Origin of the sequence: Pseudomonas izuensis (genome assembly GCF_009861505.1) — a bacterium.
Taxonomy (GTDB): Bacteria; Pseudomonadota; Gammaproteobacteria; order Pseudomonadales; family Pseudomonadaceae; genus Aquipseudomonas; species Aquipseudomonas izuensis.
In genome coordinates this window covers 162,024-184,408 of record NZ_WTFT01000025.1, presented here as the reverse complement: position 1 = coordinate 184,408, position 22,385 = coordinate 162,024, and the positions used below count along the sequence as shown (strand labels likewise).

The 22,385-nt window shown below is 58.1% G+C and carries 21 protein-coding genes and 1 pseudogene; 9 read left to right on the top strand and 13 right to left on the bottom strand.

Annotation, left to right across the window (positions count from 1 at the left end):
• Positions 1 to 132 precede the first annotated feature (132 nt).
• Together GPL81_RS20800 and GPL81_RS20795 are read right to left on the bottom strand one after the other, a co-directional pair.
• The gene (locus tag GPL81_RS20800; protein WP_160108259.1) at positions 133 to 2,094 is read right to left on the bottom strand and encodes a DNA topoisomerase III; all 1,962 of its coding nucleotides are present in this window, start codon (positions 2,092 to 2,094) and stop codon (positions 133 to 135) included.
• A 109-nt stretch (positions 2,095 to 2,203) separates the two neighbouring features.
• Positions 2,204 to 2,548, bottom strand: a complete 345-nt coding sequence (locus tag GPL81_RS20795) for a helix-turn-helix domain-containing protein (protein ID WP_160108258.1) — start codon at positions 2,546 to 2,548, stop codon at positions 2,204 to 2,206.
• Between the two features lie 141 nt (positions 2,549 to 2,689).
• Between GPL81_RS20795 and GPL81_RS20790 the strand changes: the two genes are divergently transcribed.
• On the top strand, positions 2,690 to 2,917 hold the full coding sequence (locus GPL81_RS20790) for a hypothetical protein (protein ID WP_160108257.1): 228 nt from the start codon (positions 2,690 to 2,692) through the stop codon (positions 2,915 to 2,917).
• Between the two features lie 92 nt (positions 2,918 to 3,009).
• On the opposite strand, the gene GPL81_RS20785 is transcribed toward GPL81_RS20790, so the two are convergent.
• The 10 genes from GPL81_RS20785 to GPL81_RS20740 form a co-directional block, all read right to left on the bottom strand.
• Complete coding sequence (locus GPL81_RS20785; protein WP_160108256.1) at positions 3,010 to 3,438, bottom strand: single-stranded DNA-binding protein; 429 nt, start codon at positions 3,436 to 3,438, stop codon at positions 3,010 to 3,012.
• 5 nt (positions 3,439 to 3,443) lie between these two features.
• Positions 3,444 to 3,944, bottom strand: a complete 501-nt coding sequence (locus tag GPL81_RS20780) for a DUF3158 family protein (protein ID WP_160108255.1) — start codon at positions 3,942 to 3,944, stop codon at positions 3,444 to 3,446.
• On the bottom strand, positions 3,941 to 4,690 hold the full coding sequence (locus GPL81_RS20775; RefSeq protein ID WP_160108254.1) for a PFL_4669 family integrating conjugative element protein: 750 nt from the start codon (positions 4,688 to 4,690) through the stop codon (positions 3,941 to 3,943). The genes GPL81_RS20780 and GPL81_RS20775 overlap by 4 nt, the downstream gene beginning before the upstream one ends.
• A 150-nt stretch (positions 4,691 to 4,840) precedes the next feature.
• Positions 4,841 to 6,046 carry an STY4528 family pathogenicity island replication protein gene (locus tag GPL81_RS20770; protein ID WP_160108253.1) on the bottom strand — a complete coding sequence of 402 codons (1,206 nt, stop codon included), beginning with the start codon at positions 6,044 to 6,046 and terminating at the stop codon, positions 4,841 to 4,843.
• Complete coding sequence (locus GPL81_RS20765) at positions 6,040 to 6,591, bottom strand: DUF2857 domain-containing protein (protein ID WP_069557631.1); 552 nt, start codon at positions 6,589 to 6,591, stop codon at positions 6,040 to 6,042. Before GPL81_RS20765 ends, GPL81_RS20770 begins: the two co-directional genes overlap by 7 nt.
• A 16-nt stretch (positions 6,592 to 6,607) precedes the next feature.
• Positions 6,608 to 8,146, bottom strand: coding sequence for a ParB family protein (locus GPL81_RS20760; RefSeq protein ID WP_160108252.1), 1,539 nt, complete (start codon positions 8,144 to 8,146; stop codon positions 6,608 to 6,610).
• A gap of 14 nt (positions 8,147 to 8,160) precedes the next feature.
• Positions 8,161 to 9,039: a ParA family protein gene (locus tag GPL81_RS20755; protein ID WP_160108251.1), complete on the bottom strand. Its 879-nt coding sequence runs from the start codon at positions 9,037 to 9,039 to the stop codon at positions 8,161 to 8,163.
• Positions 9,040 to 9,044: 5 nt separating this feature from the next.
• Positions 9,045 to 9,215 (bottom strand): AlpA family transcriptional regulator, encoded by a 171-nt coding sequence (locus GPL81_RS20750; protein ID WP_282582542.1) that lies wholly within the window; start codon positions 9,213 to 9,215, stop codon positions 9,045 to 9,047.
• Between the two features lie 146 nt (positions 9,216 to 9,361).
• Positions 9,362 to 10,099: a hypothetical protein gene (locus GPL81_RS20745; RefSeq protein ID WP_160108249.1), complete on the bottom strand. Its 738-nt coding sequence runs from the start codon at positions 10,097 to 10,099 to the stop codon at positions 9,362 to 9,364.
• 672 nt (positions 10,100 to 10,771) lie between these two features.
• Positions 10,772 to 12,688 carry a linalool dehydratase/isomerase domain-containing protein gene (locus GPL81_RS20740; RefSeq protein ID WP_160108248.1) on the bottom strand — a complete coding sequence of 639 codons (1,917 nt, stop codon included), beginning with the start codon at positions 12,686 to 12,688 and terminating at the stop codon, positions 10,772 to 10,774.
• Positions 12,689 to 12,915: 227 nt separating this feature from the next.
• On the opposite strand from GPL81_RS20740, the pseudogene GPL81_RS32025 reads away from it, so the two are divergent.
• Together GPL81_RS32025 and GPL81_RS32020 are read left to right on the top strand one after the other, a co-directional pair.
• Positions 12,916 to 14,052, top strand: a pseudogene (locus GPL81_RS32025) (HAMP domain-containing protein); the annotation flags it as partial.
• A 147-nt stretch (positions 14,053 to 14,199) separates the two neighbouring features.
• Positions 14,200 to 14,913 (top strand): methyl-accepting chemotaxis protein, encoded by a 714-nt coding sequence (locus GPL81_RS32020; RefSeq protein WP_425502593.1) that lies wholly within the window; start codon positions 14,200 to 14,202, stop codon positions 14,911 to 14,913.
• A gap of 72 nt (positions 14,914 to 14,985) precedes the next feature.
• Here the strand turns inward: GPL81_RS32020 and GPL81_RS20730 are convergent, their stop codons facing one another.
• Complete coding sequence (locus tag GPL81_RS20730) at positions 14,986 to 15,825, bottom strand: alpha/beta fold hydrolase (protein ID WP_160108246.1); 840 nt, start codon at positions 15,823 to 15,825, stop codon at positions 14,986 to 14,988.
• Positions 15,826 to 15,975: 150 nt separating this feature from the next.
• Between GPL81_RS20730 and GPL81_RS20725 the strand changes: the two genes are divergently transcribed.
• From GPL81_RS20725 to GPL81_RS20700, 6 genes are all read left to right on the top strand, one after another.
• Positions 15,976 to 17,643 carry a flavin-containing monooxygenase gene (locus GPL81_RS20725; RefSeq protein ID WP_160108245.1) on the top strand — a complete coding sequence of 556 codons (1,668 nt, stop codon included), beginning with the start codon at positions 15,976 to 15,978 and terminating at the stop codon, positions 17,641 to 17,643.
• Positions 17,640 to 18,455, top strand: coding sequence for an SDR family oxidoreductase (locus GPL81_RS20720; protein ID WP_160108244.1), 816 nt, complete (start codon positions 17,640 to 17,642; stop codon positions 18,453 to 18,455). The genes GPL81_RS20725 and GPL81_RS20720 overlap by 4 nt, the downstream gene beginning before the upstream one ends.
• 88 nt (positions 18,456 to 18,543) lie before the next feature.
• Positions 18,544 to 19,578 carry a zinc-dependent alcohol dehydrogenase gene (locus tag GPL81_RS20715; RefSeq protein ID WP_160108243.1) on the top strand — a complete coding sequence of 345 codons (1,035 nt, stop codon included), beginning with the start codon at positions 18,544 to 18,546 and terminating at the stop codon, positions 19,576 to 19,578.
• 82 nt (positions 19,579 to 19,660) lie between these two features.
• Positions 19,661 to 20,608, top strand: a complete 948-nt coding sequence (locus GPL81_RS20710) for an NAD(P)H-dependent flavin oxidoreductase (RefSeq protein ID WP_160108242.1) — start codon at positions 19,661 to 19,663, stop codon at positions 20,606 to 20,608.
• An 11-nt stretch (positions 20,609 to 20,619) separates the two neighbouring features.
• Positions 20,620 to 21,603, top strand: a complete 984-nt coding sequence (locus tag GPL81_RS20705; protein WP_160108241.1) for an NADPH:quinone oxidoreductase family protein — start codon at positions 20,620 to 20,622, stop codon at positions 21,601 to 21,603.
• Between the two features lie 4 nt (positions 21,604 to 21,607).
• Entirely contained in the window at positions 21,608 to 22,369 is a 762-nt protein-coding gene (locus GPL81_RS20700; protein WP_160108240.1) for an enoyl-CoA hydratase/isomerase family protein, read from the top strand.
• The last annotated feature ends 16 nt before the right edge of the window (positions 22,370 to 22,385 follow it).

Genomic DNA, 22,385 nt, shown 5'->3' with positions numbered 1-22,385 from the left:
CCGAACTCATCGAGTCTGACCGAGCTACCCGGAGCGAATCGGTCTGCGGTCGCCAAGCGGCGAGGGACCTGATCACTACACCAGTGCAACCGTACGCCGTCAAGTCACCATGCCCGCTCAGAAGGGACGTGGCTAGTTGGTGCGCTTGGGTTTGGCAACCGGTTTGGTGCCCTTGCACTCCGGATAACGGGTGCATGACCAGAAGCTGCCGGTGCGGCCTTTGCGCTGGCGCATGGCGCTGCGGCACACGGGGCAGCGTGGGCCTTTGGTAGGCGGTGGCGGCAAGGTGAGCGAGGCATGGCCACGCACCAGCCGGGTCAGCCATTGCGCCTGCCTGGCGAGGAAGGTTTCAACGCTCAGCTGTCCCGTCTCAATACGATCCAGCGCCTGCTCCCAGAGTGCGGTCAGCGCCGGATCGGCGACCTCTGCTGGCACGGCCTCAATCAAGGTGTGGGCGGCAGCCGAGGCGACCAGGCTGCGTTTTTTCTTAGTCAGGTACCCGTGATCGATCAGGCCCTGGATGATCGCCGCTCGGGTGGCCTCGGTCCCGAGGCCGCAACTGTCTTTGAGTTTTTGCTTGAGTCGTGAGTCTTCCACCTGGTTGGCAATGGTTTTCATGGCCTTGACCAGTGTGCCCTCCGTGTACGGCTTGGGGGGCTGCGTGCGCTGAGCGTTGACCGTGGCGTCGATCACTGCCACCGCTGCCGACTCGCGCAGTGTGGGTAAGCGTTGGCTTTGCTCCACCGGTTCGTTGCCGTCGGCCTCGTCGATCACCATCTTCCAGCCGCGTGCCAGGAATTGCTTGCCGCGCGCCAGTAACTGATCGTCGTGGCTGTGCAATACCACCTGGGTTTTCAGGAACTCATGGTCGGGCAGAAATTGTGCGAGGTAACGGGCGCGAATCAGTGTGTACACCGCTCGCTCGCGCTCAGAGAGCTGAGCCAGGTCTAGTGCTATAGCGGTGGGGATGATGCCGTGGTGGGCGGTGATCTTACTGCTGTTCCAGGCCCGGGAGCGTCGGCTGGGATCGGCCTCTTTCACCCATTGTCCGAGTGACGGGGCGGCCGCCGCCAAGGCGCGGAGTACGCGCGGGACTTCATCCAGCATGCTTTCCGGCAGGTAGCCGCAGTCGGTGCGTGGGTAGGTCGTGGCCTTGTGGGTTTCATACAGGGCTTGGGCCACTGCCAAGGTTTCCTGGGCGCCGAGGCCGAGCTTAGCCGAGCAGATCTCTTGCAGCGTGCCCAGATCGAACGACAGCGGAGGGCCTTCGTGCACGCGCTCGACCTCGATGCGACGGACTTGCGCAGTCCCCTGCTGGCTCAAGCGTCGCGCCGCACTCTGTGCGACCGCTTCGTGAATGCAGTGACCGGCTTCGTTACAGGCGGCGGCCGGTGGCTGCCAGCGCGCCTGAAAGAGCGTCCCGTTGGCTTCCAAATGCGCATCGACAGTCCAGAACGGCTGAGGCTCGAAGCCCGCTATCGCCCGATCACGCTGGACCACCAGGCGCAGCGTCGGCGTTTGTACACGCCCCACCGGCAGCACGCCGTCGAAGCCGGCGCGGCGTCCGAGCAGGGTTAAGAGCCGGCTCAGGTTGATACCCACCAGCCAGTCGGCGCGTGAGCGTGCCAAGGCGCATTGGTACAGCGGCAAGGTCTGCTCACCTGGGCGCAGCGTGCCCAGTGCACGGCGAATCGAGGCATCGTCGAGGGCGGAGAGCCATAAGCGCAGAATCGGTCCCTGGTACTGACAGCGCTCAAGGATTTCCCGAGCGATCATCTCGCCTTCACGGTCGGCGTCCGTCGCGATGACCACCTCGGAGCAGGCGCGCAGCAGTTGCTGGATGACCTTCAGCTGGCTGGCGACCTTGGGTTTGACCACCAACTGCCAGTGGGCAGGGATGATCGGCAGGTCCTCCAGCGACCAACGTTTGTAATTACCATAAGCCTCAGGCGGTGCTGTTTCCAGCAGATGGCCCACGCACCAGGTGACGGTGGCCCCCTGGCCTTGCAAACAGCCGTCGCCACGCCGATTGGCCTGCAGCACGCGGGCGATGTCGCGGGCTTGAGATGGTTTTTCGCAAATAAACAGGCGCATACGAGAGCCCTCTCGGTGAGGTACCGATAGGGTGGCGGTGTGGCGTGAGGGAACCAGCGAAAACCCGAATGCGCCGAGATCATATCGGCGGTTCAGTGAAGGCGAAAGGTTACTTCCTTTGCGCGAGGTGTGCGGCCAGCGTTTGCAGAAACTCCAAGGCAAATTTTTTATCTGCTTCGCCAAGCTCCTTGATCAGCGATGCAATCCTCTGGCCTTGGTCCTGGGGGCGAGGACTGATGGCGAGCAGCAGTTCATCGGCGGGACAGCCGTACATCTCGGCCAATTGCAGCAGCTTGTTGACGGTCAGTTCGACCACGCCACGTTCAAAACGTGAGACAGCTTCGGCGCCGATGTCCAGACGCTCACCAACTTGCTCTTGGGTCAAACCACGTGCGCGACGATATTTCGCCAACTGGCGACCGATGTGTTCTGGGCTAGGCTCTTTGACTGGCAACGGGGGCGCTCTCCAATTCGACCCATATGGTTGACCAGCAACCCGAATATATGAACGCCTCATAAAGTTGACTGACAACTCTATGAGGCGTATCACTTAAGTTGAGTGTGATAACCCGCCCGTCAAAACGGAGGTTACGACTTGGACGGATCTAACGAGCGAGAGGCCGATGCGATAGCGATCAAAGCTTACGAGTTGTTCATAGCTACTCACCTGGAGCCGGACAATCTGAAGGCGCGCGCTAGGTTGATCGCATGGATTCAGGAAAGCCAAGCGCACTGGCGGGCATTCCTTGCGCTGGACCAGTACTTGTCTGAGGTGACGCAGCTGCTGGGTGCTGATCAGCGGGGAGAGGTTCGGCGGCAGTGAACGACCTGCAGCATTCAGGGTGCGCGCCGAACGGGCAACGAGCCCTCAGGGGTATCGCGCTGCAGGCCGTGAATCCACTGAAGACCACCCGCTTAGCCGGTCTTGCGTGGAGTTTTCTTGCTAGCCCCCTTGCGTCCGGAGCTGCTGCTCTCATTGGCCTTTTCGCGCATGGACACCGAGGCCAAACGGTGGGGCAGGATGCCGATGCGTCGGGCCTCCACCTTGAACGTCACCCGGGCGTTGTCCTCACTGTCCTCCCATTCATCCTTGACCGTCCGGCCCTCGACCAGGATGCGCATGCCTTTCTGGTACAGGGCGCTCCAGTGCTCGGCGTCGCGGTGCCAGAGCTCGACGGGGGCCCAGTAGCCGCCGCGATCCTCGTAGCCGCCTTCGCGCGGTACCGGGTTGTCGAAATAGACATTCAGCCGCAACAGGCGTCGTGGTTCATCCGGGGGGCTGTTGAACTCCTGAAACTCCGGGGCGCTACCGATGTTGCCTTCACCAACAAAGAACGTGCTCATGCTTGCTACTCCTCGGTGGGGGAACGGGATAGATCGAAGAGGGTCTCGGCGGCGTGCAGCTTGCTGACGCCGGTTTCGGCCTGGCGATACAGCGACTGCAGGCTACTCATCTGCAGATTCAGGGTTACGCGGTTGACTTCCAACTGGTACAGCGCCTCTCGCAGCGAAGGCGCCAGATGCTGAAGTGCCATCGCCTGCTGCCACACCTGTACTCCCATGCGCTGGAAGTCCGGGCTGCGCCAGCGCAGGAAATCGGTTCCGGAGGCGCTGTGCTGGACGACTAAGCGCAGGTCCAGGAGGGAGAAGGGTGGCTGCGCCATGATGGTCAGCATCACCCCCATCAGTCCGGCGACCTGGGTGCGCAGGCGCAGGATCGACTCGGCGAACTGCTGCAGTTCCCCCTTACCCTTAAAAGGCTTTAAAAGGCCTTTTAGGGAGGCACCTTGTTCGAACTCACGATAGGCATCCGCTGAAAAACGCCGAGCGATAGCTTCGGCCAAGGTCATGCTTCACCCCCTTCGGACGGAACGTCCAGCGCAGGTTGATCCTCAGCCTGATTCGGCTCTTCACGGATCGAGGCTGTGGAACCGCGCGCGATGGGTGGGGCAAATTGGGAGCGGCAGCTACCCTCAAGAATGTTTTGCGGTGGCGTGCCGAACTTGTCGATGGCTTCGCGGGCACGGGCGTTATTGGCGGCCATGTCATCCCGACTGACTCCAGCCAGGCGGTAACGCTGCGCCAAGCCGAACAAGCTGCGCAGTAAATGGGCCCCACGATCGATCCACACCTCCATGTCGCTGCGGCCGATCAAGGCGGTGTGATGGGCGAGTAGCACGCGGCGTACCAAGGTGTCGTAGTCGGTCAGCAGGTACACCGCGAGAAAGCCGAGCTGGCTGCCGATGAACAGCGGCAGAGTGACGGGATGGATGTTGAGGTTGTCGCCGACATCAACTTGGGTGGGCAAGTCGCGCTCCACCTGGCTGATCTGGCTGGTCAAAGTGAGCATTTCGGCCTTCGCCTGCAGCAGCTTGTCTTCCAGTTGGAGCATGAACCAGTCGGCGAATGGGTCGTCCTGGCTGCTCGCGTGTTTGAGCAGGTTGGTGACGTTGATGTAGCCGGCCATGCCCATGATGGCGTGCACACCTTCGCGGGCCATGCGGCCTTGCCACAACCGAGCGGCATGATGGGTGTGCAGAGTGAGGGTGATGCTGCTGCGTAGTGAACCCAGGTTGAGCTGATAGTGATCGACCATCGCCAGTACCTCGCCGTCGGAATGACGCAGACGATGGACGGTTCAGTGCGGCACGGTGCGGATCAACGTGAAGGTGGTTCGCTCGTATTTACAGGCAGTGGCTTTCCCTGGATTTGATGACACCGGCATTGTTTCCGCTAACGTCCAGCCCTAAGACGTTGCGCCTAAGACGCGACAGCGTTGCTTCAGTTCCTCCAGGCAGGCCAAGGCGAGTGGCGAGACCGTGCGTTCGCCGCTGCGCCGTGGCCGCTCGCCGGGCGGTTCCGCTGTCGGGGCGCGATGGGAGGTGGTCACTGGCGTCGTCGTCTCGGTACGGGCCGCCCACAACGTGAACTCCCCTTGGCATGCGCGCTTGATCAAGCCCATCAGGTAAGCAACCGGTTTGCGGATCTCGCCGCGGACGCACCGCACCGCCGCTTCGTTGATCACGGCTTGTTGCTGTTCAGGTTCCAGCTGGCGCATCGCCCGGGAGGCCATGCGCCGCTCGGTTGGGCTGAGTGGTAGGTCTTCTGGCCATTGGGCCTGGCCGCGCTCCACCTGCGCCAGTACCGTACTTTTTTTGCTTTTCTCTTTTTGTACTGTACGGCCGGCGTCGGCATTCCGAATCGCAGTTGAAATCGGCGCGTTGCCGCAGAGTTCGGAATCCGCTGGCGGTGCGCCTGCGGTCCGAACCTGGTGGCTGTTTCCGGGTTCGGAATTTTCCGCACCTTCGCTGGTTAGGGGGAGCGATTGCTGCTGAGCTGGCATAGCTGGAGAGGCGAGTTTTTCCTTATCGATCGCCGCCACTTGTGGGTCTGCGTAAATTTCCTCAATCACATGCTGCGCCACGTCACGCACGCCTTTAGTGGCATGGGTGAGGTTCTGCTGGAGCAGCGATGCGTAGCCGCCGTCGAGCTCAAGCTGTTCGGCAGGAGTCAACGGGTCACCGTGCAGCACGTAAACGCAGCCCCGCAGGCAGCCTTGCGCATCGCGGGAGCGGTCGACCAAGCTGAGCCAGCGGGTAGTGCGGAGTACGTTGAGCGCTCGGGCGATGGTTTCGCGTGATGCCTGGGCCCCGCAGGGGCTGGTGGCCAGGTAGGGCTGTAGGTCCTGATAGCGAGGTGTTTTCACGTGGCGTTCGGTGATCAGCCAGCGCAACACCTGCCAGGTGTTGCGCTCCAGCGGCGTCAGCCGGCGATCAAGCAGCAACGCTTGGGGCAACGGATCATCATCGCCATAGTAGATGGTCCGTAGCGGTGCCTCCGCAGCGCAGGCAACCATTTGGGCCTGTGACGCCTGCCACTCCAAGCGTCGCCGGAGCGCGTCGTAGCACTGGCGCACCACATCCTGCCAGTCGACCTGGTAGAAGTTCAGCATGGCGCACCTCCGTACAGTTCAATCTGTTGCCAGATCAGGGTCAGGCTGATGTGTTGTTCCTCCGCCAGCATCATCATCGCGTCCAGTGGATCGTTGTCCGGATCGTCACCCCGCAGTTGGCTCCAGCGGTTCCACACGGCATGCTCTTGCGCTTCGCTGAGCTGAACCGGTCGACCGCGGTGGGTCTCGATTTTAAGCACGCGACGACGCAGCGCGGTTTCCGAATGGTCCAGGCCAAAGCAGCGGTACATGATGCTGGAACTCGCGCCCAACTTGAGCGCCCGATTGATCAGCCGCTCGTTTTGTTCGTCCCGTTCGGCCTGGGCGATGAGGCGTCGTAGCACCGTCGTGTCGACTTTGACCTCCACCCAGGCTATGGACGAGTGCGCCAGATGGGACAAAGTGGTGGGTGGCAGCGACTGCAGTACCTCGATGTCTTCATCGGCCAGTCCCAAGGCTTTGCACCGCTGCAGGCGTCCATGGCGCAGCTCATACAGCACCTGATTCAACATGGCATGGTTCAGCAGATTGAAAGTCGTGGTCATGAGGCGGTTCCTCACGTTAACGAATGGGCGACAGCGTCATATCGATCAGCCGCCGGGCGTGGCGGATCAACGTAAATAGTTGCTCCAGCTGGGCGTCGGGGAGCCGCTCGAGGCCAACTGTCAGAGCGGGGCGTTCGGCAAATGGCAGATCGTAGGCACCGATCAGCAACTGACCAAACAACGCGGCCGGCAACTGCTGACGTTGTTCCCAGGCCACGTCATCTTGCAAACGCAGCAGAGCCGAGAGCAGCAGCTGAATGCCGGTGTATCGTGGGCTGAGCAGCTCGCGGTGTTCCAGCGACAGGGTGAAGCCCAGGCCGTCAGCTTGCGGCCTGACCAATGCGCCAGCATCGGCATATTTGGCTAGATCGGTCGCAAGTGCAGCGCAGGTCTCACGCAAGCCACGGATACCATCCAGCAGGGTGGTGTGTGATGTGGTTGAGTTCTCCGGTGACTGAACATCATGAATACCGTCGGGCTGCTTCACCGCCAGCGGCTCGTCACTCAACGCCTGCCGAATATGGGAAAGGCGGGGCTCTTTTGCCGGCATTGGGTCGCCGCCACTTCGTCTTTGCTTGGGGCTGGACGACTTGATTGATGTTTCGGAGGTGTCCACGTTTTCTGGGGAGGGGGGTGGCGGATCGTCTTCCACGCTTGGAGACAGAGGGTGAGCGTTGTTTGATGCGTGAGGCGGCACACGCTGTTCCTGGTGCATTTCCAGGGCCAGCAGGCGGGGCGTCTGATTCAGGATCACTGCCATTTTGGCGATCAGCTCGTCCTGCAGCTCACTCGCATCCAGTTCGGTTTTTTCACCTTCGAATGTCGACAACACCTCTAGCCACAGCAGAGCAAATTGTTGGGCATCACCGAAATACTGGTTCCAGGTCGATTCTGCTCGGCGCCGCAGTGTGATGAGCCGCTCGATGGCGGGCTTGCCGAGACCTGCATAGAGGACTTGTGGAATAGCAGGTAGCAGATGTTCGAGCGCATCGAACATTCGGCTGATATGAGATTGCGAGACAGGGTACCCACCTTGGCTCAAACGCGCTGACAACTCACGTTGGCTCAGGGAGGCGCCAGGCTCTTGAAACATTTCCTCGAGCTTCGCCACCGCCAGTGCTCGCTCGATGAACGTGAGCTGGCCATGCAAATCGCTCTCGGCCAAGTGCCCGAGCAAGGCATGTGATTCGGATTGCCAGGGACGAAACAGGCAATGGATACGAAAGAAACGCTCCTCGCGGGTTTCCTGCCATAGCTCACCGAGGATGCTCAAGCGGGTGTTGCCGCCGTTGCGGATGATGAAATGCTGCTCATTTGGGCGACGTGTGATGGAAGGTGGCTGGTCCAGGCCGCGTTCGCGTATCGACGCTTTGAGTTCGTCATACAGCGGGTTGCGGATGACACGCGGATTGAGCTCGTAGGGATGCAGTTGCTCGAGACTGACGACCATCGGCATGTCGCCGTCAGGAGTGGCCGTGACCTCACGACCCGGCTTCTGCGGGAAATGGACTTGTTGCAGTTGACGCGTGATTTCTTCGGAGGTCGGCGGCTTCATCACAGATCCTCGGATCAGCCACGACGGATAAGTCGGCTGTCAGCTGTTGACGTTAGGTTAGGCCCGCTCCTCGGCGATGAGCTCAGCTGGTCGGTCCACTCTGGAAACAACTCGACCGCTAAAGCGCGCATTACGTCAGCAGCGCATCTGCTATGGCTACCGGATGGTGGGGCGAAGTCGACGCGGTGCACGGGTAGCCCCAGTGAGGCCGCATTAAGATAGGCCACTCGATCGGGAATCACCGTCGCGCAGACGCTGACATGAGGATCGGTCTTGAAGGATGCTTTCAGGCTTTCCATGATCAAGCGAGTATCGCGGCGATTGGCGTTGACCTGGTTCATCAACAGCTTCACCGACGGCAATGCTACCCCCAGGTAGCGGTACGGCTCCAATTCCTCAAACAGCCCGAGCGTACCGCGCCGCAGCTCGCGCGCAGCAAGCATTTCCGGCGGGACTGGGCAAAGTGCACAATCGGAGGCGAGGATGGCCATCTCTACCACGACGCTGCGCGCGCCTTGGGTATCGACGATAAGCACATCGTAGCGATCCTGAAAGGCTGGCAGCAGGTTACGCAGTCGAAGGCGGCCATCGTCCGCTTGCAACAGCAGGGCATTAATATGCCCGGCGCGGTCGTTGGACACGATCAATTCAAGGTGTTGAATGACGGTGGTGGTGATCACCTGCTCGTGAGCAGTGAGCCGTTGCGAGATAAGTTCGTAACTGCCGGCCTCTCGGAGTTCGCACAAGGCGAAGTAGCTGGACAGCGTCGGTTGACTGTCCAGGTCAAGCAGCAACACCCGCAAGCCTGAGTCGGCGAGCAATCCACCAATATTGGCGGCGACAGTAGTCTTGCCGGCACCGCCCTTGGTCGAGATCAACGAAAGAACTTTCATGCCAGCTAGACTCCTGTCGACAAGCGATCCTGAACCCACTGCTCAATCTCCAGTGAGTCCCAACCAACGGCTCGCGTGCCGATGCGGCGGCATTTCGGGAACCGTCCGGCTTTCATCAGGTTGTAGATGTGTGAGCGTTTGAATCCGGTTTTTTGTTCGACCTCATCACGACGCATGATGTGGCGATCGGCAGGGTTGATAGGTTGCACGGTGTCACTCCTTAGCGCCGGATGGCGCGTGGTGGGATGTGACACTCAGTGAAGGCCGGCAGAGCAGAGAAATCATTGCCAGGCAATGGCACCCATTGCCTGGCAATTCGGTTTTAGGCCTGTAGGGCTTGGGCCAAATGACGGCGAGCTTCGGCAAATTTCCGATCAAGGGTGCGTTTGCTCAGGCCAGGAAGGCCAGGGAACTGCTCGGTAATGGCCTCGACAACGGCAGCCTGGTTCTTGTAAATCGACCGCGGTCGGCCGCTTCTGGATTTTCCCAGCATGATCGCCAGTAGGGCGCCAATGATCCTGTAGTGCACGAATGCGGACGCTTCGGAGGGAACCTCAAATGCGCCAAGCTGCGCGGACAGCCCTTGGTGGTCGAGGGCGAGAGCCGCCGCCTCATCGGCGATTGCCGAGTGCGTTTGGCGTAGTTTTTCAATTTCGCGGGCGCCGGCGTCTCGCTCCGCTTGCAGGGACAGATACGCAGTCAGGCTCACGCATTCGGAATGGTCGATATTCTGGGAAAATAGGAATGCTGGCTTTTCTTCTGGGTAGTTACGCGCAAACCAAACGCGCAGATCAGTATGGCGAATGGACCAATAAACTCGTTCAGCCTGATCCTTAGGAGTAATAGGACGTCCAAAGTAGGTCGCGGGTAACTCGCAACAGACGATAGCATCGTAGATACGTTCGGCGTAAGCGTGGAGAAAAGGCCACTGCGGGAAATGCTTGAGCAGACTACCAGGGTGAGAGAGATCTACCTGCAGAATTTCGCCTTGGTGGTCGGCGAGGTCGCACCAGAGGATCGCGGCATCGATAGGGTGGTAGAAGTTTCTGATCGAGACCATGGTAAACAGCCTCCTGCTGAATTTGTCCTAGATTCGCTGGCGCGGGCTACTGTTCGGGGCCCCTGTCGAGCGAGCCAGATTTCTAAAGTAACTTTTGGATCCAATTCTGCTGACAGCGCTAGATGGGAATAGTTCGTTACACAAGGCGCGGTATCGACAGTTTTTAGCATAAGGCAGGAGGACACCGCTAAACATTGAACGCGCAGTTGCCCTAGAAGCATTGCAAACTCTGGCTGAGCGCCTCGATCGCATTGCGACGTGGATAGTCAAAATGGCTGCGAAACGACGATTTCGTACTGCGCTACTGCCTACGCTAATAACTCTGTACGAGGTGGTTGGACGGCTGGTGAAGTCAGCAATTCAACAGATTTGAGATGGCGTTTTAAGCGTGCAGAGGCGCGATCGACGGTATGCCAGGGAGGAGAAGGGCGTGATTCAAAAAAACCATCCGGACTCCGGCGATTTACGTCCAGGTGTAATTTGGATTTCGATGTGGGCTTGAGGTGATTTCCATCGCGACGCATACCGTCCTACGGATGGAGTGTCACAGAGGTCATGCCTGGTATCACGGCTTTCACGTTACGCAGCAAGAGAACCTCAAACCTTCAAACCAAAGCGAATCCAGATGGAAGGAATAAAGGGGAGAGCGATATTGCCATCCCCCCCTTAATCTCAAAACTTCGAATTGGGTTTCAGTGATATTGCAGTACGTCCTGAAAGCATTACGGTCAGTTTCAATTGACCCTTGATGTCTGCCTGGACGCTGGACTGTGAGTCGGAAACGACCAACTGATAATGGGCGTTGGCTTCCAAACGCTCAATCACGATATCCTCAGGCCCCGGTTCCAAGCCAGGATAAAGCGTCATGTCCAAGTCATGCCCATGACTGAATGCACGCGCTACAAGCACTTGCGGGTAGCGTGCCTGGCTAAGTACCGGCCCTTTTTGCGTGCATGGCGCTGGCCCTTCATTTACTGTCCGGCTCCAGTCTCCCATGCGCAAGATACGACTGCGGACCATGTCGGCGGCCAGTCCACTGGAGCATTCGTACTTAAGTACACCGTTTTCGCGGGTCGGTTTGCCGATTTCTTCCAGCAGGCGAAGCAGCTCGGTCACCACTGCGGTGTCACCCATTTCCCCAGCCGCACCTAGCATATGTTGGATGTGTCCTATCGGCGCCTTACGGTATCGGCCGAAGTCGACACCTTTTTCCATGCCTTCAATGGTGATTTTGTCGCCCTCTTCCTTAACGTATTCTCGCCTTGCCAAAGCCCATGCCTGGCGGGCCCGCTCAGGTAGCAGCGCATGAGAAAGAAGAGCGAGTCCTTCATTGCCGAATGGGAAGGCGACTGATGAACCAGTGACCTCATTGCGCAGCACAATCAAATCGCCGTCTGCCAACGTGAATTCGTTTTCCAGATTTTCCCGGAAACGGGGCATGTGTTTGGTGGCTAATTGCGTGCCGAACAATCGGTCATAGGCTATCAAAGTCATCATGCCCATGAAATTGCACGGCGTGTAGATCCAACCCGGCTCACACGGATAGAGGCAGAAATCAGCGCGGCTGAAGTTTTCATCGATGGAGCGGGCGATGCTGTGGATGTCATGGGCGAAGCGTCGTTTGCCCCAGGTAAAGGTCAGGCTACCAGGCTCGGTGTAACGTCGGTCGCCACTTGCGGTCATGTACAGACAGACTTGCAAGCCTAGAAAACCCGTTAGCATGATGTTGTCACGGCCTACCGGATCGAATCGCCAGGATAAATGGCCCCACAGCCGCTCCCAGCGCCAGTATCCCCACACCCTCTTATTCAGCGCCTTGTCGATCGCGTTGCGCTGAGCATGGTTCACATACCCGTGGAAATTGGGCGTATAGACGGTCTGCATGACTGCTAGCGAATAGCCGATGCTGTTTAACTGATAGCGCAGCGCAGAGGTCTGAAATTGCTCAATGGTCTGGAACCCCTCGAAGGAACCGATCGGTTGTAACGCCAAATCCAGGTTGAAGCGTAGCGCCTGTAATTCGTCCAGGCTCAATTCGCGTTTATCTGCGGGTGGCGCCTCAGTAGCCCGAGTAGTGACCGCGCGAGTAGCTGTCGGCAGGTAGGTGCTGCGCTCTTCACGACGTTTTACGAGTTGGGCCTTCGCCTTACGCTGCTTGATCGCCCCACGAATTCGATAAAGGGCAAACAGCGCCACTGCCAACGTTGCACCTATTGGCCAGGGTGCTTCACCGACTAACGCTGCAGCGAGCAGCGCAGATCCAAGCCAAATAAAGATGGGCGCAACGATCATCCCTGAACCGAACCAGGCGATCAGCGCTACTAGATACAGGACCAGTGTCAGCGGTACCAGCAATAGCGCCCAACCACCGATAGAAAAGAAACCGGCCCCAGGGAACAGCAGGCCGAGACCGAAAGCTTGCAGGGCCGCATGCGCCCCTAGAACCGAGGGGGCCAGGCCGAGTAGGGCGAATAGGGCATAGATAATGCTGGTACGGCGTTTCTTAGCCCGAGTTACGGGTCCGTCTTCGTTGGCACCCAGATGGACTGCGTCGTTGACGTCCGCAGTCGGTCGGCTGAGGCTGGACATTATTTTTATTCTCCAGGCGGTTCCAGTGTATAAACGAATCAATCATAGATATGATTGATATGTTTGTATACCCGCTGAATTGCGCCAGGTAACTGCGCGAGCGACAGCTCGGCACGAGCTTTTGAGCCTTGGCCGGTTAATTCACAAGGGCAACCCGCAGTCTGCGTAATAACCATAAAAACCAGAGGCGCTCAGTGAAAACTCTCTTGCATCCCGCCATCTCGCTTATGAATCGCCTGAGTTTCGGCATGAAATTCAGTCTGATCAGCATTCTGTTTTTCCTGCCCATGTTGGCGACCAATTACTTTCTGATCCGCGATGCCTATGCCCAATTCATCGTCACGAAAACCGAATTAGCCAGCCTCCAACCGCTTGCCACCAGTCTGAAAATTCGGAGCGACATGGAGAGCCTTGAGAATCTGATACGGATTCAGATTCAAGTCGGCGTGGCTTATCAAAGCGAGGAGTTGAACGATCGCATCAAGCGTCTGGAGTTGAGCTTGATATCGAGTCTACAAGGGCTGTGGGTTGTTGCATTGACGCCTGCCCTGGGTGACGACATCAATGCCAAGCGGACTGCGCTGATTAAGTGGCTGCAAGAGGCGCACGCCGATGCTACTCAAGCCAAACAACAGCACGGGATCAAGCAGCAGCTTGGCAATGCGCAACTGTTGATCATGTCTGTTGTTTCCGCAGGTGGTCTGTCGCTTGATCCTGGCGTCGATGAACGAAAGCTGATCGACCTGATTGTCGATAGTGGTGCCGATGTGACCCTTGCATTGGGAGAAGCTCGTTCACTCGGTGCATATCTGCTGGCCAGTGGCTCAAGGAGTTCGGGCGCACTTGGCAAAGTAGAAAGTGCTTTGCAGCAGATGGAAAAATTGCAGGCCGAATACAGCCAGCATATCGATGGTGCGCTGGCTGGCAATGACCGTGCGCACACGATGTTGTCGGCCAAGGCAGGCCTGAGTCGCGACTCATTGGCAGCCACTGGCGCCCTGCTGGATAGCTACTTGTTGCAAGACACTGACAGTAATGCTTCCTGGCAAAAATTCTACGATCAGATGAGCGTCGAAATCGATAAGACCGACCAGTTTTACAGTGCAACCCTTTCCTACCTTGGTAGTGAGCTAAAGCAGCGTTTAGGCAGTGATCAACAGCGGATGATCCTCCTTGTGGCTGCGTTGCTATTGGTATTTCTTTCGATCGGGTATCTGTACGCCGGGTTCTACGTGGCGATCCGCAGCACGTTGAAAGACTTCAGCTTGGCGATGGATGATATGGCCGCCGGGGATATGACTGTCCAGGTAGGAACTCAAAGCAGGGACGAACTGGGTGAGCTAGGTAAGGTCATAAACGGCACTATCGGCAAGGTACATCAATTAATTCAGCGGGTCGGGCAAACGGTCGCTGAGGTCGAAAGCCAGGCCGGTCGAGTAGAGCTCGCATCTAACGAGAGTAGCGAGGCTGTATCGGACCAGCGCCAGCAGATCGAATTGATTGCGACCGCGATGAATGAATTGTTCGTAACTGCGCAAGAAGTGGCACGAAATGCAGCCGCCGCGGTAGACAGCGCGCAGAGTGTCAATAAGGAAACCATCATTGGTCGTAGTCTGGTCGAATCTCAGGTCGACAGCATTGAACAATTGGCCAGAGAACTAGACCAGTCGGTGGTTGTCATCAATCAACTCGCAAGCGATAGCAGTTCGATCAGTCAAGTGCTCGATGTCATCAAGGCCATTGCTGAACAAACCAACCTCCTCGCACTCAATGCGGCTATCGAAGCTGCCCGGGCAGGCGAGCAAGGACGTGGATTCGCAGTGGTAGCTGATGAGGTGCGCAGCCTGGCCAAGCGCACGCAAATCTCCACTGAAGAAATCGAGCTCATGATCGGCAAGTTGCATTCGGGGGTTAGCGCCGCCGTCAAAGTGATGAATGCAAGTCATCAAATGGCTAGCAGCACGGTCGACCAGTCCACCCAGGTGAGACTGTCCTTGGAAAAAATCTTCGAAGCGGTGGCGGGAATCGTCAATCAAAATCAGCAAATCGCGACGGCAGCCCAAGAGCAGACAGCTGTGACGCACGACATAGACCGCAACATTGTGCAGATCAACCACGCAGGTGACCGTACGGCCAAAGGTGCCAGTCAGACCGAGCAGGTCAGTCGTGCGCTGTCTGAGCAGGTTGGCCAGTTGAAGCAACTGATCGGAGCCTTTCGGGTTTGACTGGGCGTAGTAGGCAGGCTCTGGTATCCGACCCACTTAACCGAAAGCGCTCGTGGGTCGAGAGGGATCAGATTAAAGATCCCGCAGAAACCCCTCAATTGCTTGATTGAACACGTCGTTGCGATCACCCGCAACCATGTGGCCGGCTCCTTCGACATCTACGTACTGGGCGTGCGGAATCAATTCAAGCAATTGCTGCGCGCCTTCCAGGCTCACCACGTCGCTTTGCTTGCCGCGTACGAGCAAGGTTGGAATGTGCACGCACCTGGCCGCATTCTCCATTCGTGTAAACAGTTCGCCCATGCTGGTTCGGGAATTATCGTTCTGGAATTGCGGGTCCCAGTGCCAGTAATAGCGACCGTCGTCCTTGAGCCGCAGGTTTTTCAGAAGGCCCTGGGGTGAGGAAGGGCGGGGGCGGCCGGGAATGTAGGCGGCAACGGCATCCGCGGCATCATCGAGTGTGGCGAAGCCTTGGGGGGTACCGCGCATGAAGTCGCGGATATGTCGTATGCCCTCCGGGTCCATGCGTGGAACGACATCGACCAGCACCAGGGCCTTGGCCAGAGGTTGGTTCGATTCACCGACCGCCAGTAGTGAGGTGGCTCCTCCCAGTGAAGCGCCAACCAGGACGGGTGGTTGATGGAGAGTGGCGACTACCGCTTTAAGATCGGCGATAAAGACGTTGGTGCTGTAGTCGCCGTTACCAGACCACTCGCTTTCACCGTGACCTCTCAGGTCAAGTGCCAGGCAATGGAACCCCTGATCCACCAGGCTGCGTGCCGCCTTGCTCCAGGAATGACGCGTCTGGCCGCCTCCATGCAGAAAAACTACCGTTGGTGCCTTGGGATCTCCGCCAACGTCTGCGCACAGCGTGACTTGATAGCCGTTGAGGTATTGCGTAGACAGCGTCATTTGGACTGCTCCTGGACAAGATTTTTCATCGGCGTCGATATCGGACAGCCACGAAAAATTTGCTCCACTTTTGAATAATGATGTGTATGCTATAAATCATACATACAATAAATCGGTGATGTGAAGCCGACACATTCAGGAGACAGAAGGATGAGTGAAGCGCAGCAAGGCAAGGCCAGCGCCTGCCCGAGTGAGTTCGATGTCATCGTAGTCGGCGCGGGCTTCGCCGGATTGTACCTGATCCACAGCCTGCGTCAGAAAGGCCTGAGCGTCCGTGCTTTCGAGGCTGGCTCCGATGTCGGAGGTACTTGGTTCTGGAACCGCTATCCTGGCGCACGCTGTGATATCGAGAGCGTCATTTACTCCTACTCTTTCTCCGACGAACTGCAAGACGAGTGGCGCTGGTCGGAGCGTTATGCCACGCAGGCTGAAATCCTCGCTTACATACAGCATGTTGCCGATCGCTTCGAATTGCGCCGGGATATCCAGTTCAACACACGCGTCAGTGCCGCCACCTTCGATGAGAAAGATGAGCGCTGGACGGTGGAGACCGAGCAAGGGCAACGCGTCAAAGCCCGTTTCGTCATTATGGCTACCGGATCGCTGACCGTTCCTAAGCCTGTGGACATTCCGGGGCTGGAAGACTTCAAAGGTACTTGGTATCACAGTACCAATTGGCCGGCTGAAGGCGTGGACTTCACTGGCAAGCGAGTAGGCTTGGTGGGTACGGCATCTACGGGCGTACAAATGGTTCCGTTAATTGCCCAGCAGGCGGAGCACCTGACGGTCTTTCAACGTACCGCCAATTTCGTCTTGCCCGCCGGGAACCGGCCGCTCAGCGAAGAAGAACAGCGTCATTACCGCGCGACCTACCCGCAAATTCGTGAGAAAACCCGATATTCCAGTGGTGGTTCTCACTATCAGTTCAATGACCAATCGGCCCTCGTTGCCACTGCCGAAGAGCGAGAGGCCATTTACGAAGAAAACTATCGGATTAATGGTCTCGCGTTTCTCGGCTCGTTCAATGACTTGCTGATCAACGAAGAAGCCAACGCCACTGCCGCGGAATTCATTCGCGGAAAGATTCGTAGCGTGGTGAAGGATCCTGTAGTGGCCGAGGACTTGTGCCCGAATGATCATCCGCTGGGCTCCAAGCGTCTGTGTATTGGTAGCAGCTATCTGGAAACCTTCAACCGGTCCAACGTCAGCCTGGTCAACCTGAAGCGCACACCACTTGAACGCATCACTGAGGGGGGCATGCGCACTTGCGACCAGGAGCTACCGTTCGATGTGCTGGTGTTCGCAACCGGTTTCGATGCCATCACCGGCGCGCTGTCACGCATCCAGGTGACCGGTCGGGAGGGGTTGAAGCTCAAGGACAAGTGGAAGGATGGCCCGCGTTGCTATCTTGGTCTGGCGACAGCGGGTTTCCCGAACATGTTCATCATGACTGGCCCACAGAGCCCAGGTGCGCTGGCCAATGTGGTGGTGGCCATCGAACAGCATGCTGACTGGATCATGGACTGCATCGGTTACCTGGAACAACAAAACAGGACCTTGATCGAAGCTAGCCCGGACGCTGAAAACGCTTGGGTAGAGAAGGTTGCGGCGCTGTCGCAGATAACGCTTCATCGTAAAGGGGCATCGTGGTACTCCGGGGCGAACGTACCGGGTAAGCCACGGGTGTTCATGCCCTTTGTCGGTGGCTTTGGTAATTACCGGCGCATGTGCGATGCCGTAGCTGCCAATGGATATGAAGGATTTGTGTTGTCGGGATGTGCCGCTGGCGCAACGGTTGAGCAGGAGGAATTGGCATGATCCGCACAGTATTGATTACTGGCGCAGCCAACGGAATCGGTAAGGCCACGGCTGCGCTGGCTGAGACCAAGGGGTTTAAAGTCATACGTGCCGATTTGAGCGAAGGTGATGTGGCGGCGGATCTTTCTACACCCGAAGGGCGTGAAGAGCTGATTTCCAGTGTGCGGGCATTGTGCCCCAACGGGCTCGATGCCGTGATTACCTGCGCCGGCCTACTGGTGTCCAGTACGACCAGTGCCAGTTTGAATTACTTCGGCTCTGTCGACGTGCTGGAAGGGTTACAACCATTACTACTCAAGTCGCCAGCGCCACGTGTGGTGCTGGTGTCTTCACGCATGGCCTATGCCAATGCGGCAGATTCAGCGTTGGTCGAATTTTACCTGGCCGGGAATGAAAACGCTGCGAGGGACAGGGCTCAAGACCTGGTCGCTCGTGTTGAAGCACAAACCGAAAGCCGTCTGGTCAACCAGCGCACGCCAGTGGGGATCTATGCCAGCAGCAAGGTTGCCATCGCTCGTTGGACTCGTCGTGCTGCCGTAAGTCCTCGTTGGGGCGGCAGTGGCATCATCGTAAATGCGGTCGCCCCCGGGTTCATTGAAACCGAGGCGGGCTTGGCGTTGCGCGATCATCCTGTGCGCAGTCAGGTCGTGCGTGACATGCATCCCCAGGCATTGGGCCGTTACGGGCGTCCGGAGGAAGTGGCAGAACTGATGTTATGGCTGGCCAGTCCCGCCAATAGCCTAATGATCGGCCAACTCCTGTGCATCGACGGCGGTACCGAAGTACTTGAGCGCGGTGATTCACACTGGTAGGCAACCTGACTGTTGTCGTTACTAAACAGAGCTACTTACAGCTGCCAGCTGTGTACACGAACCGTCCGATACTCGCTGAGGTACCGTTATGAGCACTATGCACGCCGCCTTGCTGCATGGGCGCCACCACATGACCATCGAAGAGGTCGATATTCCGGCCCCAGGGCCAGGGGAAATATTGCTCAAGGTTGAGCGCGCCGGCATCTGTGGAAGTGACTTGCATGTGATCCAGTCGGACTCTGCGCTCGCAGCGGTGCTCGGTCACGAGTTCGCGGGTACCGTGGCTGAAGTCGGGCCGGGCGTGGAGCGCTTCAAGCTCCACGATGGTATTTGCAGCCTGCCCCTGATCGGTTGTGGCCGCTGTGTTCACTGCTTGGGTGGTGATCCAGCGCATTGTCCGACCACGCGGATGATCGGCCTTAATATGCCGCGCAACGGGGCTTTCGCCGAATACGTAATCGTCGGTGAAAAGGAAACTTTCCTGCTGCCACCGGGTGTCGACGCGGCGCTCGGAGCACTGGTCGAACCTTTGGCCGTTGGACTGAAAATGGTCGAAGTCGTGCAATGGAAACCGGGCGAGACCCTGGTAATACTCGGTGCTGGTCCGGTGGGTTTGGCCGTTGTCGTGTGGGCCCGCGCGCTGGGCATTGGCGATATTGTGGTCAGTGACCCTGTACCGACTCGCCGCGAGCTGGCCCTGAAGTTGGGCGCCACAGCAGTCTGCGATCCCTCCCGTGAAGAGATTGCAGGGTTCTGTGATCGCGAATTGGGGGGCGCTCCACATCTGGTGATCGAATGCATCGGCCGACCAGGCAGCCTGGACTTGGCCTGCGCATTGGCGAGAAGAGGAGGGCGGGTGATTATCGGTGGATTGCACATGCACGAAGAGTCAACTCGGCGGATCGTCCCATTCCTCAAGGAACTGCAGATCAGCTATTGCATGATGTACGAGGCTCGTCACTTCGATTACACCTTGAAAATGCTGGCTCAGGGGCGCATCGACCCACGACCGATGGTTACACACGAAGTAAGTCTGAGTGAGTTGCCGGCCACCATGGCCGCGCTGGCGGAACCCAATGCGTTCGGCAAAATTCTGGTCGCGCCGGGTCGCTTGCGATCCTGAAGCGCGCTCAACAGGGTGTTCGCTCTGTACCAATCCGTTATCGAATTTCTGACGACACCTCATACCTGTGACGGGAGAGCTCATGCCTTTGCCCACGCTTCTACGCGACCGTTTACGTTTGCCTTTGGTGGCGGCTCCCATGTTTCTGGCCAGCAGTCCAAAATTGCTGCTCGCCCAGTGCCAGGCCGGTATTGTCGGTTCGATGCCTGCCTTGAACGCACGCAGTAGTGAGCAATTGGATGACTGGCTAGGGGAAATAGTTGAAAGCCTCGCAGCCACCCCGCAGGCTGCCCCGTTTGCCATCAACCAGATTATGGCCCCTGCCAATCTGCGTCAGGATCGTGACTTGGCGTTATTGGAAAAACACCAAGTGCCGGTGGTCATCACCAGCGTTGGCTCGCCGGGCGAAGTGGTCGCCACGGTGCATGGTTATGGTGGCTTGGTGTTCCATGATGTGGTCAGTGTGCGGCATGCAGAAAAGGCCGCGGCCGCTGGGGTCGATGGCATCGTGGCGGTGTGCGCGGGGGCAGGTGGGCATGGCGGCCAGCTCAATCCGTTTGCCTTTGTCAGTGAAATCCGCCGGTTCTTCGAGGGCACTCTGTTGTTGTCTGGCGCATTGGCTCACGGCAAAGATATTCTGGCAGCGCAGCTCCTCGGAGCGGACTTGGCCTATATGGGAACGCGATTTCTGGGTACTGCCGAATGTGAAATTGATGCCGTGTACAAACAAATGTTGCAGGCTTCCAGTGCTGACGACATCGTTTACACCGACCTGTTCAGCGGGCTACGTGGCAATTATCTGAAAGCCAGTATTGCGCGCACGGGCTTGAATCCCGAGCGTTTGCCAGCGCCGCCGAAACCCGGCGTCGGCACTGGAGGCCATGGTGATTACAAACTATGGAAGGACATCTGGGCGGCCGGGCAGGGAGTTGGTGCGATCAACGGATTGCCAAGTGTCAGCGAGCTGATCGATGACCTGGAACAGCAGTACCGTGCGACCCTGCGACAGGCTCAGGTGCTGGCATCGTGAGTGAGCGTCGTATGAAAGCAGTATTGGGCCGACGCCTGGAAAGCCTGGATGACTTTACGCTCGAGAGCCTACCGCTGCCTGAGCCCGGTCCCGGGCAGGTACGGCTGAGGGTTCACAGCACTGGGCTGGGATTTGCCGATGGTTTGTTGTGTACCGGGCGCTACCAGCTCAAACCAGCATTGCCCTTCGTACCGGGTTGTGAGTTTGCCGGGGTTGTTGATGCCCTGGGCCCGGGGGTAGAGGGTGTCGAACTTGGCTTGCGGTGTGCGGCTTCGGCAATGGGCGGCGGTTGTGCGCAATTTGCCGTAGTGCCGGTTTCAAGTTTGCTACCTTTGCCGACTGCTCTGGACTTTCCTCGCGCTGCTGCATTCTGGGTCGATTACACCACGGCGTTCCATGCCTTGCAGGACCGCGCCAGGTTGCAGCCAGGCGAACGGGTTTTGGTGCTCGGTGCAGCCGGTGGTCTCGGGTTGGCGGCGGTTCAGATAGCACGATTGCTAGGCGCCGTGGTGATTGCGGCGGCGTCCACTGCTGATAAGCGCGAAGCAGCGCGGGCTGTCGGTGCACATGAGTGCCTGGATTCGAGCGCAGCCGATTGGCCTGAGCGCCTCAAGATCCTGACCCAAGAATGCGGCATTGACGTGATTTTTGACCCGGTTGGCGGTGAGGGATTCGAGATGGCTTTCCGGCGCCTGGCTTGGGGCGGGCGTCATTTGGTACTGGGGTTTGCCGGTGGCAGTATTCCAGCCTTGCCCACTAACTTGGCGTTGCTCAAGGGCGCGGCTTTACTAGGGGTGGATATCCGCCAGTTCATCTTGCGCGAGCCTGACAAGGCCGCCGCCGCCCGTGCACAATTAGCCCAATGGGTGGGAGATGGCAGTTTGCAGCCTGCGACAGGTGTTGCCTACGTCCTGGAAGACTTCCGCTCGGCATTAGCTTCGACGTTTGAGCGTCGACGTATTGGCAAGACCATCGTGACCGTATTACAGGAGTAAATCCATGAGTCTGATTGACCATCACCGCCAGGGTAACTGCGCCGTTCTGACCATGAATCGCCCACAGGTGCTGAATGCTCTCAATGACGCCTTGCTCGACGAGTTGGATTGGCATCTGGATAACATAGCCAAGGACGACAGTCGTGCACTGGTGATCACGGGGCAAGGTCGGGCGTTCTGTGCAGGCTCCGATCTCAGCGAACGAGACGGCGATCCCGCCTTGCGTATTGCGCGCATGCATCGCCTGATGTTGCGCCTAGATGAATATCCGAAAATCAGCGTGGCCGCAATCAATGGTGCAGCCATGGGCGGTGGGCTTGAAATTGCGTTGGGCTGCACGTTTCGGGTCTGTGTTGCGCAGGCGAAGCTGGCCGTCCCGGAGATACGCCTGGGATTGATACCCGTGTATGGCGCCACCCAGTTATTGCCTAGATTGATCGGTCGCGGACCTGCGCTGCAAATGATGTTGGGCGGAGGTGCGCTGGACGCGCAAGACGCCTATAGTGTAGGTTTAATAGATCATCTTACTAATAGCGACGATAACTTGCTGGAAGCCGCTTGTGCTTTAGCGGAGAAATACAGCTGTTACAGTCTGCCGGCCCAACAGGCCATTCGTCAGGCGGTACGCGAAGGTAATAACCTTTCGCTAGCCGATGGCTTGGCATCGGAAGCCAGCCTTGGCCACCGTATTGGTAAGACCCACGATGCCAAGGAGGGTGTCCAGGCATTCGTGGAGCGGCGTGAGCCGGTATTCAAAGACTGCTGACCACCAAGTGCACTGG

Bases quoted from the DNA above. Each gene is read 5' to 3' on its own strand.
- GPL81_RS20800 (WP_160108259.1), bottom strand. From the start codon at position 2,094: ATGCGCCTGTTTATTTGCGAAAAACCATCTCAAGCCCGCGACATCGCC.
- GPL81_RS20785 (WP_160108256.1), bottom strand. From the start codon at position 3,438: ATGAGCACGTTCTTTGTTGGTGAAGGCAACATCGGTAGCGCCCCGGAG.
- GPL81_RS20780 (WP_160108255.1), bottom strand. From the start codon at position 3,944: ATGACCTTGGCCGAAGCTATCGCTCGGCGTTTTTCAGCGGATGCCTAT.
- GPL81_RS20775 (WP_160108254.1), bottom strand. From the start codon at position 4,690: ATGGTCGATCACTATCAGCTCAACCTGGGTTCACTACGCAGCAGCATC.
- GPL81_RS20770 (WP_160108253.1), bottom strand. From the start codon at position 6,046: ATGCTGAACTTCTACCAGGTCGACTGGCAGGATGTGGTGCGCCAGTGC.
- GPL81_RS20765 (WP_069557631.1), bottom strand. From the start codon at position 6,591: ATGACCACGACTTTCAATCTGCTGAACCATGCCATGTTGAATCAGGTG.
- GPL81_RS20760 (WP_160108252.1), bottom strand. From the start codon at position 8,146: ATGAAGCCGCCGACCTCCGAAGAAATCACGCGTCAACTGCAACAAGTC.
- GPL81_RS20755 (WP_160108251.1), bottom strand. From the start codon at position 9,039: ATGAAAGTTCTTTCGTTGATCTCGACCAAGGGCGGTGCCGGCAAGACT.
- GPL81_RS20750 (WP_282582542.1), bottom strand. From the start codon at position 9,215: ATGCGTCGTGATGAGGTCGAACAAAAAACCGGATTCAAACGCTCACAC.
- GPL81_RS20745 (WP_160108249.1), bottom strand. From the start codon at position 10,099: ATGGTCTCGATCAGAAACTTCTACCACCCTATCGATGCCGCGATCCTC.
- GPL81_RS20740 (WP_160108248.1), bottom strand. From the start codon at position 12,688: ATGTCCAGCCTCAGCCGACCGACTGCGGACGTCAACGACGCAGTCCAT.
- GPL81_RS32020 (WP_425502593.1), top strand. From the start codon at position 14,200: ATGAATGAATTGTTCGTAACTGCGCAAGAAGTGGCACGAAATGCAGCC.
- GPL81_RS20730 (WP_160108246.1), bottom strand. From the start codon at position 15,825: ATGACGCTGTCTACGCAATACCTCAACGGCTATCAAGTCACGCTGTGC.
- GPL81_RS20725 (WP_160108245.1), top strand. From the start codon at position 15,976: ATGAGTGAAGCGCAGCAAGGCAAGGCCAGCGCCTGCCCGAGTGAGTTC.
- GPL81_RS20720 (WP_160108244.1), top strand. From the start codon at position 17,640: ATGATCCGCACAGTATTGATTACTGGCGCAGCCAACGGAATCGGTAAG.
- GPL81_RS20715 (WP_160108243.1), top strand. From the start codon at position 18,544: ATGAGCACTATGCACGCCGCCTTGCTGCATGGGCGCCACCACATGACC.
- GPL81_RS20710 (WP_160108242.1), top strand. From the start codon at position 19,661: ATGCCTTTGCCCACGCTTCTACGCGACCGTTTACGTTTGCCTTTGGTG.
- GPL81_RS20705 (WP_160108241.1), top strand. From the start codon at position 20,620: ATGAAAGCAGTATTGGGCCGACGCCTGGAAAGCCTGGATGACTTTACG.
- GPL81_RS20700 (WP_160108240.1), top strand. From the start codon at position 21,608: ATGAGTCTGATTGACCATCACCGCCAGGGTAACTGCGCCGTTCTGACC.